Annotated in this window: 16 protein-coding genes; 7 read left to right on the forward strand and 9 right to left on the reverse strand. The window is 65.0% G+C overall.

The features are described 5' to 3' along the window. Window positions 1–460: 460 nt before the first annotated feature. Complete coding sequence (locus tag IVA92_RS10920; protein ID WP_247275682.1) at window positions 461–1303, reverse strand: GNAT family N-acetyltransferase; 843 nt, start codon at window positions 1301–1303, stop codon at window positions 461–463. Between the two features lie 108 nt (window positions 1304–1411). On the opposite strand from IVA92_RS10920, the gene IVA92_RS10925 reads away from it, so the two are divergent. Then, entirely contained in the window at window positions 1412–2113 is a 702-nt protein-coding gene (locus IVA92_RS10925; protein ID WP_247275683.1) for an SDR family oxidoreductase, read from the forward strand. An 8-nt stretch (window positions 2114–2121) separates the two neighbouring features. On the opposite strand, the gene IVA92_RS10930 is transcribed toward IVA92_RS10925, so the two are convergent. Beyond that, on the reverse strand, window positions 2122–3177 hold the full coding sequence (locus IVA92_RS10930) for a serine hydrolase (protein ID WP_247275684.1): 1056 nt from the start codon (window positions 3175–3177) through the stop codon (window positions 2122–2124). 219 nt (window positions 3178–3396) lie between these two features. Here IVA92_RS10930 and IVA92_RS10935 point away from each other — a divergent pair, with 219 nt between their 5' ends. Both IVA92_RS10935 and IVA92_RS10940 read left to right on the forward strand, forming a co-directional pair. After that, complete coding sequence (locus IVA92_RS10935) at window positions 3397–3786, forward strand: metalloregulator ArsR/SmtB family transcription factor (RefSeq protein ID WP_247275685.1); 390 nt, start codon at window positions 3397–3399, stop codon at window positions 3784–3786. After that, window positions 3786–4277, forward strand: a complete 492-nt coding sequence (locus IVA92_RS10940; protein WP_247275686.1) for an SRPBCC family protein — start codon at window positions 3786–3788, stop codon at window positions 4275–4277. The genes IVA92_RS10935 and IVA92_RS10940 overlap by 1 nt, the downstream gene beginning before the upstream one ends. 196 nt (window positions 4278–4473) lie before the next feature. Here the strand turns inward: IVA92_RS10940 and IVA92_RS10945 are convergent, their stop codons facing one another. Then, entirely contained in the window at window positions 4474–4800 is a 327-nt protein-coding gene (locus IVA92_RS10945) for a hypothetical protein (protein ID WP_247275687.1), read from the reverse strand. A gap of 208 nt (window positions 4801–5008) precedes the next feature. On the opposite strand from IVA92_RS10945, the gene IVA92_RS10950 reads away from it, so the two are divergent. Together IVA92_RS10950 and IVA92_RS10955 are read left to right on the forward strand one after the other, a co-directional pair. Next, complete coding sequence (locus IVA92_RS10950; RefSeq protein ID WP_247275688.1) at window positions 5009–5506, forward strand: ferritin-like domain-containing protein; 498 nt, start codon at window positions 5009–5011, stop codon at window positions 5504–5506. A gap of 124 nt (window positions 5507–5630) precedes the next feature. Next, on the forward strand, window positions 5631–5900 hold the full coding sequence (locus tag IVA92_RS10955; protein WP_247275689.1) for a hypothetical protein: 270 nt from the start codon (window positions 5631–5633) through the stop codon (window positions 5898–5900). Window positions 5901–5903: 3 nt separating this feature from the next. Here the strand turns inward: IVA92_RS10955 and IVA92_RS10960 are convergent, their stop codons facing one another. Next, the gene (locus IVA92_RS10960) at window positions 5904–6878 is read right to left on the reverse strand and encodes a tripartite tricarboxylate transporter substrate binding protein (RefSeq protein ID WP_247275690.1); all 975 of its coding nucleotides are present in this window, start codon (window positions 6876–6878) and stop codon (window positions 5904–5906) included. 36 nt (window positions 6879–6914) lie between these two features. Continuing rightward, the gene (locus tag IVA92_RS10965) at window positions 6915–7796 is read right to left on the reverse strand and encodes an IclR family transcriptional regulator (protein WP_247275691.1); all 882 of its coding nucleotides are present in this window, start codon (window positions 7794–7796) and stop codon (window positions 6915–6917) included. Window positions 7797–8008: 212 nt separating this feature from the next. On the opposite strand from IVA92_RS10965, the gene IVA92_RS10970 reads away from it, so the two are divergent. Further along, window positions 8009–8851 carry a hypothetical protein gene (locus IVA92_RS10970; protein WP_247275692.1) on the forward strand — a complete coding sequence of 281 codons (843 nt, stop codon included), beginning with the start codon at window positions 8009–8011 and terminating at the stop codon, window positions 8849–8851. Between the two features lie 66 nt (window positions 8852–8917). Here the strand turns inward: IVA92_RS10970 and IVA92_RS10975 are convergent, their stop codons facing one another. From IVA92_RS10975 to IVA92_RS10990, 4 genes are all read right to left on the reverse strand, one after another. Continuing rightward, window positions 8918–10129, reverse strand: coding sequence for an ABC transporter substrate-binding protein (locus IVA92_RS10975; protein ID WP_247275693.1), 1212 nt, complete (start codon window positions 10127–10129; stop codon window positions 8918–8920). A 44-nt stretch (window positions 10130–10173) separates the two neighbouring features. Then, complete coding sequence (locus IVA92_RS10980; protein ID WP_247275694.1) at window positions 10174–11025, reverse strand: fumarylacetoacetate hydrolase family protein; 852 nt, start codon at window positions 11023–11025, stop codon at window positions 10174–10176. 25 nt (window positions 11026–11050) lie between these two features. Continuing rightward, window positions 11051–12556: a bifunctional 3-(3-hydroxy-phenyl)propionate/3-hydroxycinnamic acid hydroxylase gene (locus IVA92_RS10985; RefSeq protein WP_247275695.1), complete on the reverse strand. Its 1506-nt coding sequence runs from the start codon at window positions 12554–12556 to the stop codon at window positions 11051–11053. Window positions 12557–12629: 73 nt separating this feature from the next. Continuing rightward, window positions 12630–13421: a DNA-binding transcriptional regulator gene (locus tag IVA92_RS10990; protein ID WP_247275696.1), complete on the reverse strand. Its 792-nt coding sequence runs from the start codon at window positions 13419–13421 to the stop codon at window positions 12630–12632. 148 nt (window positions 13422–13569) lie between these two features. On the opposite strand from IVA92_RS10990, the gene IVA92_RS10995 reads away from it, so the two are divergent. Next, complete coding sequence (locus IVA92_RS10995; RefSeq protein WP_247275697.1) at window positions 13570–14553, forward strand: VOC family protein; 984 nt, start codon at window positions 13570–13572, stop codon at window positions 14551–14553. Window positions 14554–14559 lie beyond the last annotated feature (6 nt).

Consider the following 14559-nt stretch of genomic DNA (forward strand, 5'->3'; position numbering starts at 1 on the left):
ACTTGCCGATGCCCCATCATGATCTTCAGTCCTGCCAATTAGACAGACTGAATCACTGATATCTCTGCGTCGCAACAGCTGCCTTTTTCAACAGAATCGACCCCGAGCCGAACACCGCAGCAGCGGCCGCTATGTCGGCACTCTGCCGGAGACCGAACCTCATACGGTGGCTGCGTTAACTGCTGCTTTAGGACCCAGAGCCATCCTGCGCCACACGGCTCATTTCGGCCCAGCATCGCAGTTCGTGCAACCATCGAACGTGATAAGCTGTCTCCATCCTCCTCAAGGTGCGATGAGGATCGAATGAAGCGGGGGAGTTCATAGCGGCTACTGCGGCGCTGCTCGCTTCGCAAAAGCATGCGGGGGCTCAGCTGGCTGGCCGTGCTGTTTGTGCCGCTCTTGAGGGATGAGCGGACATCTGGAGCACCCAAACTAAGCGCGTAATTTATGAGTACACGCCCTAGCCCAGCTCGAAGCTGGTGACGCCGAAGACGCGGTCGATCCGCAGCGACCGGATCGGTCCCGTGTACATCCGCGCCGTCTCGAACACTGGTTTGAGCCCGAGCTCGCCCGCGAGCGCGATGGCCTCGCGATTGACGGCGGGGACATCGAGGAACACTTCGCCGCCGGCCACACCCGCAAGCAGGGCCTGAACGATCGCTTCCGCCGCCGCGCGATCGTCGGCAACGAGCGGACCGATCTTGTGACCCGTTTGGCACGGCCGGATCACGCCCCATGCGGACAGCTTGCCGTCGCGCAGCAGCGCGCGGCCGACATGGCCTGATGTGTTGATCCAGGCGTGCAGGAACGCGCTACGCGCGGCAGGGAAGACGGTGGCATCATCGGCTTCAACACGTGCAAACGGGATGTTATCGAGGGCGACGACATCGGCAGGCGGTTTCGGTGGCGCGGCTACGGTGCCGCCATAGCGGATATTGGCGTAGGCGAGCTGGAAGCCCGATTTTCTGTAATTGTCTTGCTGCGCGACCACGCCATCGAGCCCGATCACGCGAGTGCCCGCGTGCGCGATCGCCGCGTTCCAGATGCGCAGGCCATGGCCTTTGCCGCGAAAACTCTCGCGCACGATATAGAAGCCGAGGAAGGCGAAGCGGTCATCGTAATTGACGCAGGAGACGGTCGCGACCGGCTCGCCGTCGATCTCGCCGAGAAAGAAGCCTTGCGCATCGGGGATCGCAAAGCAGGCGGCATCGGCCAGGCCCGGATTCCAGCCCTCGGCCGCGGCCCAATCGATGGGGACGGCGATCTCCTCCGGACGCAAAATGCGGATCTGCAAATCGCTCATGACGAATGCTCTCGACGATGGACCTGCCGGCGGGTCTGGCGGTAGAAGGCCTCATGATAGGTCGGGCATGCGGCTCGCCTCAACGATATTCGCAAGGGATGATCGGTCATGGCGGAGAAGGTTGCACTCGTCACCGCGGGCGGCAGCGGCATGGGGGCTGGGGCGGCACGGCGGCTGGCAGCAGATGGGTGTCGCGTCGCGATCCTGTCGTCCTCCGGCAAAGGCGAGGCGCTCGCCGCCGAGCTCGGCGGCTTCGGCGTCACCGGTTCGAACAAGTCCAACGACGATCTGAAGCACCTCGTCGAGGGCGCGATGACCAGGTGGGGACGGATCGACGTGCTCGTCAACAGCGCCGGCCACGGGCCGCGCGCGCCAATCACGGAGATCACCGACGAGCAATGGCATGCCGGGCTCGATACGTACCTTCTCAACGTGATCCGTCCCACCCGGCTGGTCACGCCAGTGATGCAGGCGCAGAAGAGCGGCGCCATCATCAACATCTCGACCGCCTGGGCGTTCGAGCCGAGCGCGATGTTTCCGACTTCGGCCGTATTCCGGGCAGGGCTTGCTGCCTTCACGAAAATCTTCACCGACGCGCATGCGGCCGACAACATCCGCATGAACAACGTGCTGCCGGGCTGGATCGACAGCCTGCCGCAGACCGAGGCGCGGCGCGACAGCGTGCCGATGAAGCGCTACGGCAAGGTCGAGGAGATCGCGGCGACGGTCTCGTTCCTGGCCTCCGACGGCGCGGCCTACATCACCGGCCAGAACATTCGCGTCGACGGCGGACTGACGCGCTCGGTTTGAGCGGACCCTCAATGTGAGGCGACGAGCCGCGCCAGTTCCGGCAGGATCTTGTAGCGCGCAATCTCGTGCGGATATTCGCCGCGATTGGCGAGCAGGATCAGGCCGAGCCGTCGCGCCGGCACGAGACCGATATAGCCGGAAGCGTTGTTGAGACCGCCCGGCTTGTCCACGAGGGCGACGCCGGGCAGATGCACGCTCTCCCAGGCCATGCCTTGTCCGAATTTTTCGTCGATGCGGAAGGCCTCATGCTGCGTCATCCGCAACGCCTCGCGCAGATGCGGATCGAGCGAGCGGCCATCGACGCAGGCGGCAACGAAGCTCGCGAGATCCCGCGCCGAAGAGAACATCTGGCCCGTGCCGGAAAAGTCAAAATAGCTCTGCTGGTTGCCGATCGAGCCGATTGCCATGCCCTGGTCCGAATAGCCCTGGACCACGCGCCGCATCCAGGCCTCGTCCATGACAGCGCGGTTGTCTTCGCCGCGCTCGGGGACACAGGTCGCGGTCATGCCGAGCGGTCCAAGGATGCGCTGTTCGAACAGGGTCGCGATCGGAGCGCCGTAGCGGCGCTCGAGCACGAGCTGAAGCAGGACGTAGCCGGCGTGGGTGTAGATGCGCTGCCGTCCGGGTGCGACGCCGGGCGGCGGTGCGAAGGCGTTCAGCATGGCGATGAACTGGTCGCGCGTAAACTGCTCGTCCGGCCAGGGCGGATGATCGGTCGGCAGCAACAGCCCCGAGGTGTGCGTGACCAGCTCGCCGATGGTGACGCGGCGGACGTAGTCGCCGTTCAGCTCGGGAAGGTATTTCGGCAAATGGTCGTCGAGCCCCAGCTCGCCGCGCAGCGCACCGAGCGCCACGAGAGTCGCCTCGAAGGGTTTTCGCAAGGAGGCGACATTGAACAGCGTGTCCGGCGTCACCGGCCGTTTTGCCGCATCATCGGCAAAGCCGTAGGTGAAGAACTCGACATGGCGGCCGGCATAGAGCGCGGCGGCAAGGCCGCCCGCATGATCCGGCGTCGCGGTCGCCGTAAGCCCGTTCGCGACGATGTCGCGCATCTGCGCAATCATGTCGGAATCCGCCGAGGCGCGGCCGGGCAAGGCCAGTGCGAGTGGAACGAGCGCTGCCCGGGAGAGCGCCCTCCGGGCCCTTCTTAACGTGACGGCGCGCACGCCCCAATTCACGATTGCGCGTTGAGGGTTCCGCCTGGCGGGGCCCGAGACCGAATCACTTAGCCTGTGGGCTAACAATGATTGACGCGAAACGGTGCTGGCGCTATAGTTAGCTTCATGGCTAACCAATTGTCCCGGCTCGATCAGATCTTTGCCGCGCTCGCCGACCCCACGCGGCGGGCGATCGTGATGCGGCTCTGCGCGGGCGAGGCCTCCGTCGGCGAGCTCGCCGATCCCTTCGACATGGCGCTGCCGAGTTTCATGAAACACATCCATGTGCTGGAGACGAGCGGGCTCGTGCTGTCGGAGAAATCCGGCCGCGTCCGTACCTGCCGCCTCAGCCCGGATGCGCTGATCAGCGCGGAAGACTGGTTCCAGCAGCAGCGTGCCGTCTGGGAGATGCGGCTCGACCGGTTCGCAGTCTATGTGATGAAGCTCAAGAAAGAGAAGGAAAGGGCGGCCGCCAAGCGTCCGTCCCGGACAACCAAACGGAAAGGTTCTGAGTGATGACGAGTTCTGCCAATGCCGCCCTGTCGCAATGGTCGCTCGACCGCGAGATCGTGATGTCGCGCGTGATCGACGCGCCGCGCGATCTCGTGTTCGAGGCCTGGTCCGATCCGAAACACCTGCCGCAATGGTTCGGACCGAAGGGGTTCAAGGTCGAGACCTTCGAGATCGACGTGCGCGTCGGCGGAGTCTGGCGCTTCAACATGGTCGGCCCCGACGGCACCGTCTATCCGAACCGCATGCGCTTCCGCCGCATCGAGCGGCCGTCTCTGATGGAGATGGATCACGGCGCCGACCAGGACGACGATCCCGGCCTGTTCCGCTTCACCGTCACCTTTGCCGAGCAAAGCAACGGCAAGACCGTGCTGACGCTGCGCCAATTGGCCTCGAGCACCGAGCAGCGCGACGCCATGATCGGATTCGGCGCCGTCGAATACGGCTACCAGACACTGGACAAGCTGGCGGGGTATGTGGCCGGGATGAAGGGCTGAGAAGGGCCGCACTCATTCCGAGGTCGATGCTTCGCATTGAGCTAGCTGAACGCGTTCTAGGTTCAGCAGCTCGGAAGGTTCTAAGTTCGGTAGCTCGGCAAGACCGGTGCGGCCCCGGCGGAGAGAATTCGGCGGGGTCGCATTAACGCGTGGCTCGGTCGTGCTCGGCTTTCGGAGGACCTGACCGATTGTCCCGCTAGCGTCGCGGTGTGGTGCCGTCTGACGGTGGGGTAGTCTCGTTGCGCATGCCTTTGGGACTGGAGGCACCTTGTCCGCCGCGCTCCACATGCGTGATGTCGCCACCGCCGCCGGCTCCGGAACCGCCTGCGCCCGCACCGCCTCCATCGCCCGAACCTGCGCCGGCTCCCGCGCCGGCACCCGCGCCGGCGCCGGCACCAGCTCCGCCGCCGGCGCCCCCAGCACCACCACCGGCGCCGCCGCCGCCCGCTTGTGCGAACGCTGCGCCGACTGAAGCGCCGGCCAGCATCGCGGCCGTGAAGATCGTCAGAAATGTCTTACGCATGATCTTGCTCCTTGAAGTTTTACCACGGACCAATCACGCGCGTCGCCAACCGTTCCTACGTTCATTGATGTTGGAGGACCTTCCGGCGGTGGACCGGAACGCCCGGCTCCGATGCAGGTCGCCTGCGGCAATCAGCCCGGTACCCTTAGGAACAATCGCCCCTTCTTCCTGGTTGCGGCACGAAGCCACTCAAACGGAGGACAGGAAAATGGCTGACGCAGCCCGCGATACGTTCGTGGTCGGACTACGCAACGCGCACGCGATGGAAATTCAAGCGAGAGAACTGATGGAGCGCCAGTCGGAGCGGCTGGACGAATATCCCGAAGTCAAGGCAAAGGTCACCGCGCACCTTCAAGAAACCAATGAGCAACTGAATCGGCTGGAGAAGTGCCTCGAGGCCTGCGGCGAGAGCACGTCCAGCCTGAAGGACACGACGCAGTCGGTCATGGCCAATATGATGGCGATGGCGCATTCGGTCGCCGGCGACGAGATCCTCAAGAATACCTTCGCCAACAACGCGTTCGAGAATTTCGAGATCGCCGCCTACAAGTCGCTCCTGACGCTCTGCGGCGCCGCCGGAGCGCCCGAAGCCAAGCCGCTGCTCGAAGTCTCGTTGAAGGAAGAGCAGCGCATGGCCGCCTGGATCGACTCAAATGTCGAGAAGGTGACCATGGAGTACCTGACGCATCAGCGCCAGGCCGCGTAGTTCTCCGCGTTCCCAGGATATCGAACCACCGGCGCGCCAGGGCGGCCGGTGGTTTCTCACGATTGCCAACGGGAGCGAGCGTTCGGCCCCGAGGAACGATCGCTGCACTCCGGCTTTGGCAGTGATGACGCACATCATCTTCAGTGACTATCGCAACCCCGCCGCCGAGCAGGCCTTCGAGATTGCCTGGGATTTTCTCGCGCGAACTGGCGCCATTCGCGACGAATTCGAGGCCTGCGCGTTCCTGGCCCAACGTATCGCCGTGATGGTAGACGAGGGTCAGACGAACCGGATCCGCATGGCCAATCGCGCGATCTCCGAATATCAGCATCAAGTCGACGAAGCCGATAGCCTCATCCGCAGCGGCGGCCGCCGTGCCGAGGGACGTTCCTGACCGTCATTCGCCTTTGAGGCCGGCGTCGCGGATCAGCTTGGTCCATTTCCGCGTCTCGTTGTCGATGAATTGGCCGAACTCGGTCGCGGTGCCGGGGCGCACTTCGAGGCCCTGGGCGGTCAGCTTGTCCTTGATTGCGGGTTCGGCGAGCGCGCGCAGCACCTCGGCCTGGAGCTTGTTGACGATCGTGCGTGGTGTCGTCGATGGCGCCATGAAGCCGTACCAGCCGGCGGCGGCCACGTTGGGAAAGCCCTGTTCGCGCAAGGTCGGCGCCTGCGGGTAGAGCGCGCTGCGCTCGGGCGAAGCGACGCCGAGCACGATGAACTTGCCGCTCTGGATGTAGGGCAGCGCGGTCGGCAGCGCCGTCAGCGTGGCGTCGACGCGGCCGGCGAGCAGCTCGGTGTAGGAGGCGGCATCACCGCGGAACGGGATGTTGAGGCCCTTGACGCCGGCGTCCCGGAACAGGAGCTCGCCGGCAAGATGCGGCTGCGAGCCCGCGCCGGGCGAAGCGAAGGTGAGGCCGTCGGGCTTCGATTTGCCGTAGGCGATCATCTCCGGCAGCGTCTTGAACGACGCGTCCGCGCTGATAATCAAGAACAGCGGCGCGATCACCGCCATTGCCACGGGTTGCAGATCCTTTCGCTCGTAGGTCAGCTTGCCGAACAGCGCTTCGGCGGTGGCATAGGGAGCTGCGACATAGAGAATGGTGTAACCGTCGCCCGGCGCATGCGCGACCAAAACGTTGGCGATGCGCGTGCCGGCGCCCGGCTTGTTCTCGACGATGAACTGCTGGCGCAGGCTGCGGCCGAGCTCCTCCGCCAGGAGACGCAGCGAGATATCGTTGGAGCCGCCGGGCCCGTAGGGTGAGATTAGCCGCACCAGACGTGACGGCCAGGCGTCCTCAGCGCGAGCGGAAAATGGCGGGTTCGCCAGGCAGGCGGCGAGGGCGCCCAGCAATGTTCGGCGTGTGATGATCATGATGGCCTCCCCGACGTGGGGCGCCAGCTTGTTTGTTCATGTCCTGGCGCCCTTCTTGTCTTGCTTGCGTGTCTCGGCTGCCGGCTCCGCCGCCTTGACGGTCGCACGGATGCTGTCGGCGAGCGCCGCGATGCGCGGGCCGATCTCGCCCTCCAGCTGCCCCGGCTGGAGTCGGAATGCCGGGATGCCGCAATTGATCGAGAACGACTGCTTCGCTTCGCTCGCGTGAAACAGCGGCGCGGCGACGGCGTGGATCGAAGCCATATACTCGCCCCAGCAGGTGCAGAAGCCGCGGCTGACGCATTGAGCGAGGCCCGCTCGGTATTTGTCCTGGAAGGCGGCCCACAACTCGGAATCTTCGGCAGCGATGCGCCGTTCCAGTTGGGCCGCTTCGGCCGGCGGCAAGATCGCTGCCGCGGCGCGGCCCATGGCGGTCATTACAACCGGAATCGGCATGCCGATGTCAGGGACGTGCGGGCCGACGTCGCCGGAGCGCGCAGTCTCGACATAGATCATGGAGGTCGCATCCAGCAGCCCGATCGAGACGGTGCCGCGGACACTCTGCGCGAGCTCCTGCATCATGGGCCGTGCAATCTGGCGAAATTGCATGTCGGCGAGCAGCGGATGCGCCATGCGCAAGGCCCGTGCGCCGACGCGATATTTGGCGCGCTCGGGGACGGAGCGGAGATAGCCGAGCTCGGCCAGCGTGTGAGTCAGCCGCGCCACTGTCGGTCGCGGAATCCCGGTCAGTGTCGACAGCTCCATGTTGCCGAGCTCCGTTGCTCCGGCCCTGAAGGCTTCGAGCACCACGAGGCCCTTTGCCAATGTCGTCGCAAACGCAGCGTCGTCTGCGCTGTCGGCGAGCACCGCGGCGGCCGACGAAGAGGCGAGGAGCGGTTTGGAGCGGGATCGGGCCATCCGGGCTTTAATGAACCGCGCGGGGACGGTTGTCCAATAAATTCAGAAAATACGCCGTTTCTGTCCAGTATGCGGACAAAGATAAATCCCTCCAGCCTGGTCAGGAGCCGCACGGAAGGTGCCGCTACACACACATTTTTGTCGTGATTCCACGGCGTCTTGTGACAGGATTATTACGAACACATGTCACATCGATTACAGCGGAGCGATTCATGTTGCAGTGGCAGGCACGGTCAAATCCCCTCGCGTGGTGGTGGGGGTCCCTGACGCTGGTCAGCGCTGCCAATATCCTCGTCTGGTTCATGCTGTACCGCGAGTTCTACCCGACCGTTGCGGGCAGCCTCAGTGGCGGCTCGGATATCGGCCTGATGTTCCTGCTGTGCGCGGCCTATGTGTTCGGTTGCGCGTTTCGCTCAGTGCTGCCGCGCGCCGATGTGCAGCGCATCTGCCTGTTCGATACCTGGCTGTCGAGCGTGTTCGTCGGCCGTACGGTCGCAACCGTCGCCGAAGTCTGCTTCGCGGCGCAATGGGCGATCATTCTGCATCAGCTCGGGACCATGACCGGCGCGCAGACCGCGGTGAACATCGCGCTCGTGATCGTGCCGATCGTCATCATCGCGGAGTGCTTCTCCTGGTACGCGGTGGTGACCACCAACTTCCTCTACAACGCAATCGAGAATTCGCTGTGGGCGGTGACCTTCTTCCTCGCCGGCATCGCACTGTGCCGCCTAATGCCGGAATTCCAGGGCGTGGTGCGCTGGGCGCTGATCGCGGGAATCGTCGGCATCGCCTGCTTCCTCGCCTTCCTCGTGACCGTCGACGTGCCGATGTATCTCAGCCGCTGGCGGGCAGGGCACGCCGAGGGCGGCAGGTTCCTGGGCTTCCTCGAAGGCCTGCACGATGTCGCGACGCGCTGGGTCGTGACTCACGACATCGCGCATTGGAAGGGCGAGCTGACCTGGATGTTCCTGTATTTCAGCGCCGCGGTGTGGTCGAGCTTGGCGCTCTGCGCACTCTACGCGATGGAAGGCTATCTGGTGCGCTATCTCGCCTGACGGTCAGATTTTCGGTTGACGCGTACTCTTGAAGCGAAGCGGCATCCAGCTTCGCTTCAAGGGGCTTTACTTGCCGACCAGGCTGCATTTGCTGCGGTCGAGCGGACGAAAGGCCTGGTCGGGCGGGATCGTCGCGACCAGCTTGACGAAATCCCAGCGACCTCTGGATTCCTCGGGCGTCTTGACCTGCACCAGGTAGAGATCGTGCACCATGCGCTGGTCCTCGCGAATGCGGCCGTTGGGCGTATAGGCATCCGACACCGGCGTCGCCTTCATCTTGGCCATCACGGACGCGCTGTCGTCGGAGTCGGTGTCCTTCACGGCTTGCAGATAGTGGCGCACGGCGGAATAGACGCCCGCCTGGATCTGCGAGGGCATCGCTTTTCTGCGCGCATAGAACGCATCGGAGAACTTCCGCGCGGCGGGCGAGACGTCCTCGAAGAAGGAGGTGACGATGAGATCGCCGCGCGTCGCCTTGAGCCCGACCGCCTCGATGTCGACGTTCTGGAACGACATCGGCACGATCTTCATGCCCTGGGCGGCGAGGCCGAATTCCTCAGCCTGCTTGATCGCGGTGGCGTTGTCGCCGGCGACGTTGATGGCCAGGATCCTGGCGCCCGAGGACTGCGCCTGCAGCAGGAACGAGCTGTAGTCGGGCGTGCCGAGCTGGGCTTTCACACTGCCGGCGACCTTGCCGCCGAGCGCAGCGATGCGCTCGCGCGCGGTTGCCTCGATCGAATGGCCGAAAGCGTAGTCCCCGGTGATGAAGAACCATGGCTCCTTGCTGGTCTGCATGATGCCGGACACAACCGCCGTCGCGGTGGAATAGGCGTCCTGGGTCCATTGCACGCTGGTCGGCGCGCAGGCTTCATCGGTGAGCTGGTTGGCGCCGGCACCGGAGACGAGGAAGATTTTGCCGTTCCCGCGCACCAGCTCCTGCACCGCGAGTGCGGCGCCGGAGCTGCCGCCATCGGCGATGGCCTGGACCCCGTCGCTGAACCATTTTCGCGCCAGCGATGCGGCGAGATCCGGCTTGTTCTGGTGATCGGCCTGCAAGATCTCGATCGGCTTGCCGTTGATCTTGCCGCCGAACTCCTCCGCGGCCATGCGCGCCGCCTCGACCGAGCCCGGGCCCATGGCGGTCGCGAACACGCCGTTCATGTCCGTGAGAACGCCGATTCGGATGGCGTCAGCCTTGATCTCGGCGTGCGCGCTGGTGCCTGCAAGTGCCAGCGCGATTAGCACAGTGGCAACGGATGTCGTGCGGAGGGTGGCCATGGCGTTTCCTGATGTCGTTATGTTTGATTGATTGGCATCGGTGATCAGGCCGGTTCGGCGATGACCGTGTTGCGCAACGTGCCGATGCCGGAGATTTCGACCTCGACGGTGTCGCCGGGGCGCATCCACAGCGGCGGCGAGCGCTTGGCGCCGACGCCGCCGGGCGTACCCGTGACGACGACGTCGCCGGGGACGAGCGGGCAGATCGTCGAGATGTAGGAGATCAGCTTGGGGATGGCGGTGATCAGGAGGTCGGTGGTGGTATCCTGCACGATGGTGCCGTTCAGGCGCGTCTGCAAGGTGAGCCTTGACGGATCTGGAATTTCGTCCGCCGTCACCAGCCATGGGCCAAAGCTGCCGCTTTCGGCAAAGGTCTTGCCGGAGAGGAACTGGCTGGTGTGGCGCTGCCAGTCGCGGATGCTGCCTTCGTTGTAGCAGGAATAGCCCGCGACATGGTCGAGCGCGCGGTGTGCGGGAATGTGCCGGCCTTCCTTGCCGATGACGAGTGCGAGCTCGCCTTCGTAGTCGAAATCGTCGCTGACCTTCGGCTTCACGATCGGCTGGAGATGGCCGACCTGGCTGCAGGCGAAGCGCGCAAACAGCGCCGGCTTTTCGGTGACGGTGCGACCGGTCTCGGCCACGTGATCGCGATAGTTGAGACCGACGCAGATAATCTTGCCGGGATCGGGGATCACGGGCGCGAAGCTGATCTTGTCGAGCGCGTGATCGGGGGCCGCGGAGTCGGCCAGCCTTGCCGCCTCGGCGAGGCGATCGGCCTCGAGCAGCTGCCGCAGCGTGGTGCACCCGGCTATGCGCGCGCCGAGATCGACGACACCGTTGTCCTTGACGGTGCCGAACGAGGGACGGCCGTCGACGATGAAAGAAAGCAGTTTCATGAGATATCCTCGAGAAAGTGTCCGCTCAGGCCGCTGACGGCACGTGGGTTGGAGGCGCAATGGGGGCGATGAGGCGGTCGAGCTCGGCCTCGTTGCGGGCGGACCCGCGCACATAGCGGTCCGGGCGAACGAGTGCGGCGATGATGCCGTGCTCGCGCAGCCAGGGGCTGATGCCGTTGGCATCCTCGCTGGTCAGGATCTTGAGCCCCGTCTGCGACAGCGCCAGGCGCGGCAGTGCGGCCGCCCTCTCGACGAGCAGGAGATGATGATAGCCGGTCCGGTCGTCGCTGCGGCGTCCGTCGCTCAGCATGAATTGCGGTGCGAGGTGTCCGGCGAGCGGCAGGTCGCCGAACGCGAGGCCGGGGCCGAGCAGGGGCTTCTTCACTTCCAACTTGACCGGCGCGTTCTCGCGCGCTTCGCCGGCGGCAAGGCCGGCCTCGATCGCCTTGGTGTTGATGATCCCGCCGAGGCGAATGGCGAGCTCGATGAACTCGCGCACATGCGGCAGGCGTTCGCTCTGATAAGTGTCGAGCAGATCGGGCGCGGCGCTCTCGCGGATCACGCTCGCCAGCTTCCAGGCGAGGTTGGCGGCATCGCGGATGCCGGCGCACATGCCCTGGCCGAGGAAGGGCGGAGTCTGGTGGGCGGAGTCTCCCGCGAGCAGCAGACGTCCGCTGCGCCATCGTTGCGCGATCACGGAATGAAACGTGTAAACCGCGGCGCGCTCGATCTCGGCATCGTCCGGCGTGATCCAGCGCGACAACAGCTCCCAGACTTTTGCCGGCTGCGTGACCTCCTGGGTGTCCTCGTCGGGCAGGACCGTAATTTCCCAGCGCCGCCGCGTGCCGGTGCCGCGCACGTAAGTTGCGGGCCGCCTCGGATCGCAATGCTGGAGGCTGTAGTCGCCGAGGTCGTCGCGCGCGCGCTTGAGCAGCACGTCGATCACAAGCCAGCGCTCGTGGAAGCCGAGGTCGTCCATGCCCGAGCCGATGAAGCGGCGCACCAGGGAGCGGGCGCCGTCGCAGCCGATCACGTAGCCGGCGCGAACTTCCCTGAGTCCTCCGTTGGAGAGGTCCTCATAGCGGACGCGCACGCCGGCCTCATCCTGATCCAGCGCGAACACGTCGCAGCGACTGCGCAAGGCGACATGTGGCCAGCGGGCGAGGCCGCCGATCAGCACGGTCTCCAGATCAGGCTGGTGGAAGCGGTAGCTGAGATTCCAGCCCATCGGTGTCGGCGTCTGCGGGCGCGACCAGTCCAGCAGCATGCGGCCGTTGGTATCGAGAAAGAGCATGCCGGGGCTGAGGATGACGTGCGGCAGGATCGCGTCAGCAAGGCCGATGGTCTGGAACACGCGCATGCATTCGTCGTCGAAATGCACCGCGCGCGGCAAATGATAAGTCCGGGCCTCGCGCTCGAGCACGAGCGTTCGCGCGCCGCACAGGCCGAGCAAATTGGCGAGCGTGGCGCCGACCGGACCGCGGCCGACGATCACGATGTCAAACTCTTCTGGGGCGGATTTATCTTGCATGGGGCTATCTTTTCCCCAAGCGGTGCGATCCCTTCAACACTGCCGCGCCAAGTGTCCGCCCAGCGGACGGCGACTAGACCTCGACGGGAATGGCTGACGCGGTCTCCTGAAGCTGGCCCGCGAACTGCGCCACCGCTTCCTCGATGCCCAGCGCGGAGCGGATCCAAATAATTGAGATGCAGCCGAATACGGTGCCGTTGCGAACGATGGGCACGGCGATCGAGGAGGTCTTGGGATTGTATTCGCCCTCGCTGCGGATCGCGTAACCGCGCGCGGCAGTCTCCGCGATCATGCGGTCGAGCCGGCCTTGGTCGAGGAAGGGGCGGTCGTCGGCCTCGTCGATGCGGCGCAAATGACTGACGATCAGATCGCGCTCGCGCGCGGGGCAGGCGGCGAGATAAGCGCGCCCCGCGGACGTTCGCAGCATCGGCAGGCGCTTGCCGATCATGCCGCGGTCGATCGAGAGGGGACTGCGCGAATGGGTGGTTTCCTGCACCACCATCGCGGCGTTCTCGTAGGTGGAGAGATCGACTGGCCAGATCAGGGTCTTGCTGAGTTCGGCGAGATAAGGCGCTGCCGCCTGACAGATCACCACGCCGGGGTCATAGCCGTCACCGAGGCTCAGCGCCCGCCGGGTCACACGAAATCGGTCGTCGCTGGCGCTGCGCGCGACATAGCCGAGTTCCTCCAGCGTTTCGAGCAGGCGATAGACGGTGGGACGGGGCAGGTCGAGCGCGCGGGCAACGTCGCCGGCGCGGATGCCGCCGGAGCGGTTGACTTCCTGCAGCACGTCCAGCCCGCGCTTGAAGGCGCGGACGCCGTCAGACTGCCGAGGCTGGCCGTTCCGCGTCCGCTCCTTGGACACTTTGTATTTCCTCCCTTGTGGCACATCCCGGCGCGCTTATTGTCGTTGCGAACGCGAGGCGATTGCGGAACGCCACCGTAGGATCGCGCGCGGCCGGTATCAAGCTCGCCGCAGTACGGCGATCGCGATGCCTTCGGGAAGGAATTCGATGGAAATCGCAGCGCTCGGGTATATCGGAATCAGTTCATCCCAGCTCGACCAATGGAGCCTGATGGCGACCGGGCTGCTCGGGATGCAGCAGGTCGATCGTGGCGGCAAGGTGCGGGCCTTCCGCATGGACGACCGCAAGCAGCGGCTGATCGTCGACGGCGGCAGCGATGCGGGCCTTGCGGTGATGGGATGGGAAGTTCCTTCGACCGCCGAACTGGACAAGTTGGCAGGACGGCTCGAAAGACATGGCACCAAGGTGACGAGGGGCTCGCGCGCACTCGCTGACGAGCGGCATGTCGGCGAGCTGATCGCGTTCGCCGATCCCGCCGGCAACCGGCTGGAGGCTTTCTGCAAGCCGGAGCTTGCGAGCGAGCCGTTCGAGCCGGGCCGCCCGATCTCGGGCTTCCGCACCGGGCCGCTTGGCATGGGGCATGTCGTGCTCAATGTGGAGAATGTCGAGGTGCTGTTGCCGTTCTATCGCGACGTGCTCGGTTTTCACGTTTCCGATTTCGGGCTGAAGCCTTACGGGCTTTATTTCTTCCACGTCAACGGCCGTCACCATTCCTTTGCGATGGTCGGATCGGGGCGGAAGGCGATGCATCACTTCATGGTCGAGCTCGGCTGCCTCGATGATGTCGGGCAGGGCTACGACCTCGCGCAGATGGACGAGGGACGCACCGCCTACACGCTGGGCCGGCACACCAATGACCACATGACCTCGTTCTACGTGAATACGCCGTCCGGCTTCTTCATTGAATACGGCTGGGGCGGACGCGTCATCGATCCCGAGGCCTGGCAGCCGCACGAGACCTCTGATGGGCCCTCCCTATGGGGTCACGAGCGGCTGCATATGCCCGAAGAGCAGCGCAAGCGGCTACGCGACATGCGGCTCGACGCGGCTGCCCGCGGCGTGCGCGTCGCCGATCCGCGTGTGCCGCCGCTCAACTGCGCGTGGCTGGACTCGGTGGTCGCGCGCGAATGATGCTCG

This window comes from Bradyrhizobium sp. 154 (genome assembly GCF_023073875.1).
Classification (GTDB): Bacteria; Pseudomonadota; Alphaproteobacteria; order Rhizobiales; family Xanthobacteraceae; genus Bradyrhizobium.

Excerpts from the sequence above, each read along its gene's own strand:
- IVA92_RS10920 (WP_247275682.1), bottom strand. The coding sequence starts at position 1,303 with ATGAGCGATTTGCAGATCCGCATTTTGCGTCCGGAGGAGATCGCCGTC.
- IVA92_RS10925 (WP_247275683.1), top strand. The coding sequence starts at position 1,412 with ATGGCGGAGAAGGTTGCACTCGTCACCGCGGGCGGCAGCGGCATGGGG.
- IVA92_RS10930 (WP_247275684.1), bottom strand. The coding sequence starts at position 3,177 with ATGATTGCGCAGATGCGCGACATCGTCGCGAACGGGCTTACGGCGACC.
- IVA92_RS10935 (WP_247275685.1), top strand. The coding sequence starts at position 3,397 with ATGGCTAACCAATTGTCCCGGCTCGATCAGATCTTTGCCGCGCTCGCC.
- IVA92_RS10940 (WP_247275686.1), top strand. The coding sequence starts at position 3,786 with ATGACGAGTTCTGCCAATGCCGCCCTGTCGCAATGGTCGCTCGACCGC.
- IVA92_RS10945 (WP_247275687.1), bottom strand. The coding sequence starts at position 4,800 with ATGCGTAAGACATTTCTGACGATCTTCACGGCCGCGATGCTGGCCGGC.
- IVA92_RS10950 (WP_247275688.1), top strand. The coding sequence starts at position 5,009 with ATGGCTGACGCAGCCCGCGATACGTTCGTGGTCGGACTACGCAACGCG.
- IVA92_RS10955 (WP_247275689.1), top strand. The coding sequence starts at position 5,631 with ATGACGCACATCATCTTCAGTGACTATCGCAACCCCGCCGCCGAGCAG.
- IVA92_RS10960 (WP_247275690.1), bottom strand. The coding sequence starts at position 6,878 with ATGATCATCACACGCCGAACATTGCTGGGCGCCCTCGCCGCCTGCCTG.
- IVA92_RS10965 (WP_247275691.1), bottom strand. The coding sequence starts at position 7,796 with ATGGCCCGATCCCGCTCCAAACCGCTCCTCGCCTCTTCGTCGGCCGCC.
- IVA92_RS10970 (WP_247275692.1), top strand. The coding sequence starts at position 8,009 with ATGTTGCAGTGGCAGGCACGGTCAAATCCCCTCGCGTGGTGGTGGGGG.
- IVA92_RS10975 (WP_247275693.1), bottom strand. The coding sequence starts at position 10,129 with ATGGCCACCCTCCGCACGACATCCGTTGCCACTGTGCTAATCGCGCTG.
- IVA92_RS10980 (WP_247275694.1), bottom strand. The coding sequence starts at position 11,025 with ATGAAACTGCTTTCTTTCATCGTCGACGGCCGTCCCTCGTTCGGCACC.
- IVA92_RS10985 (WP_247275695.1), bottom strand. The coding sequence starts at position 12,556 with ATGCAAGATAAATCCGCCCCAGAAGAGTTTGACATCGTGATCGTCGGC.
- IVA92_RS10995 (WP_247275697.1), top strand. The coding sequence starts at position 13,570 with ATGGAAATCGCAGCGCTCGGGTATATCGGAATCAGTTCATCCCAGCTC.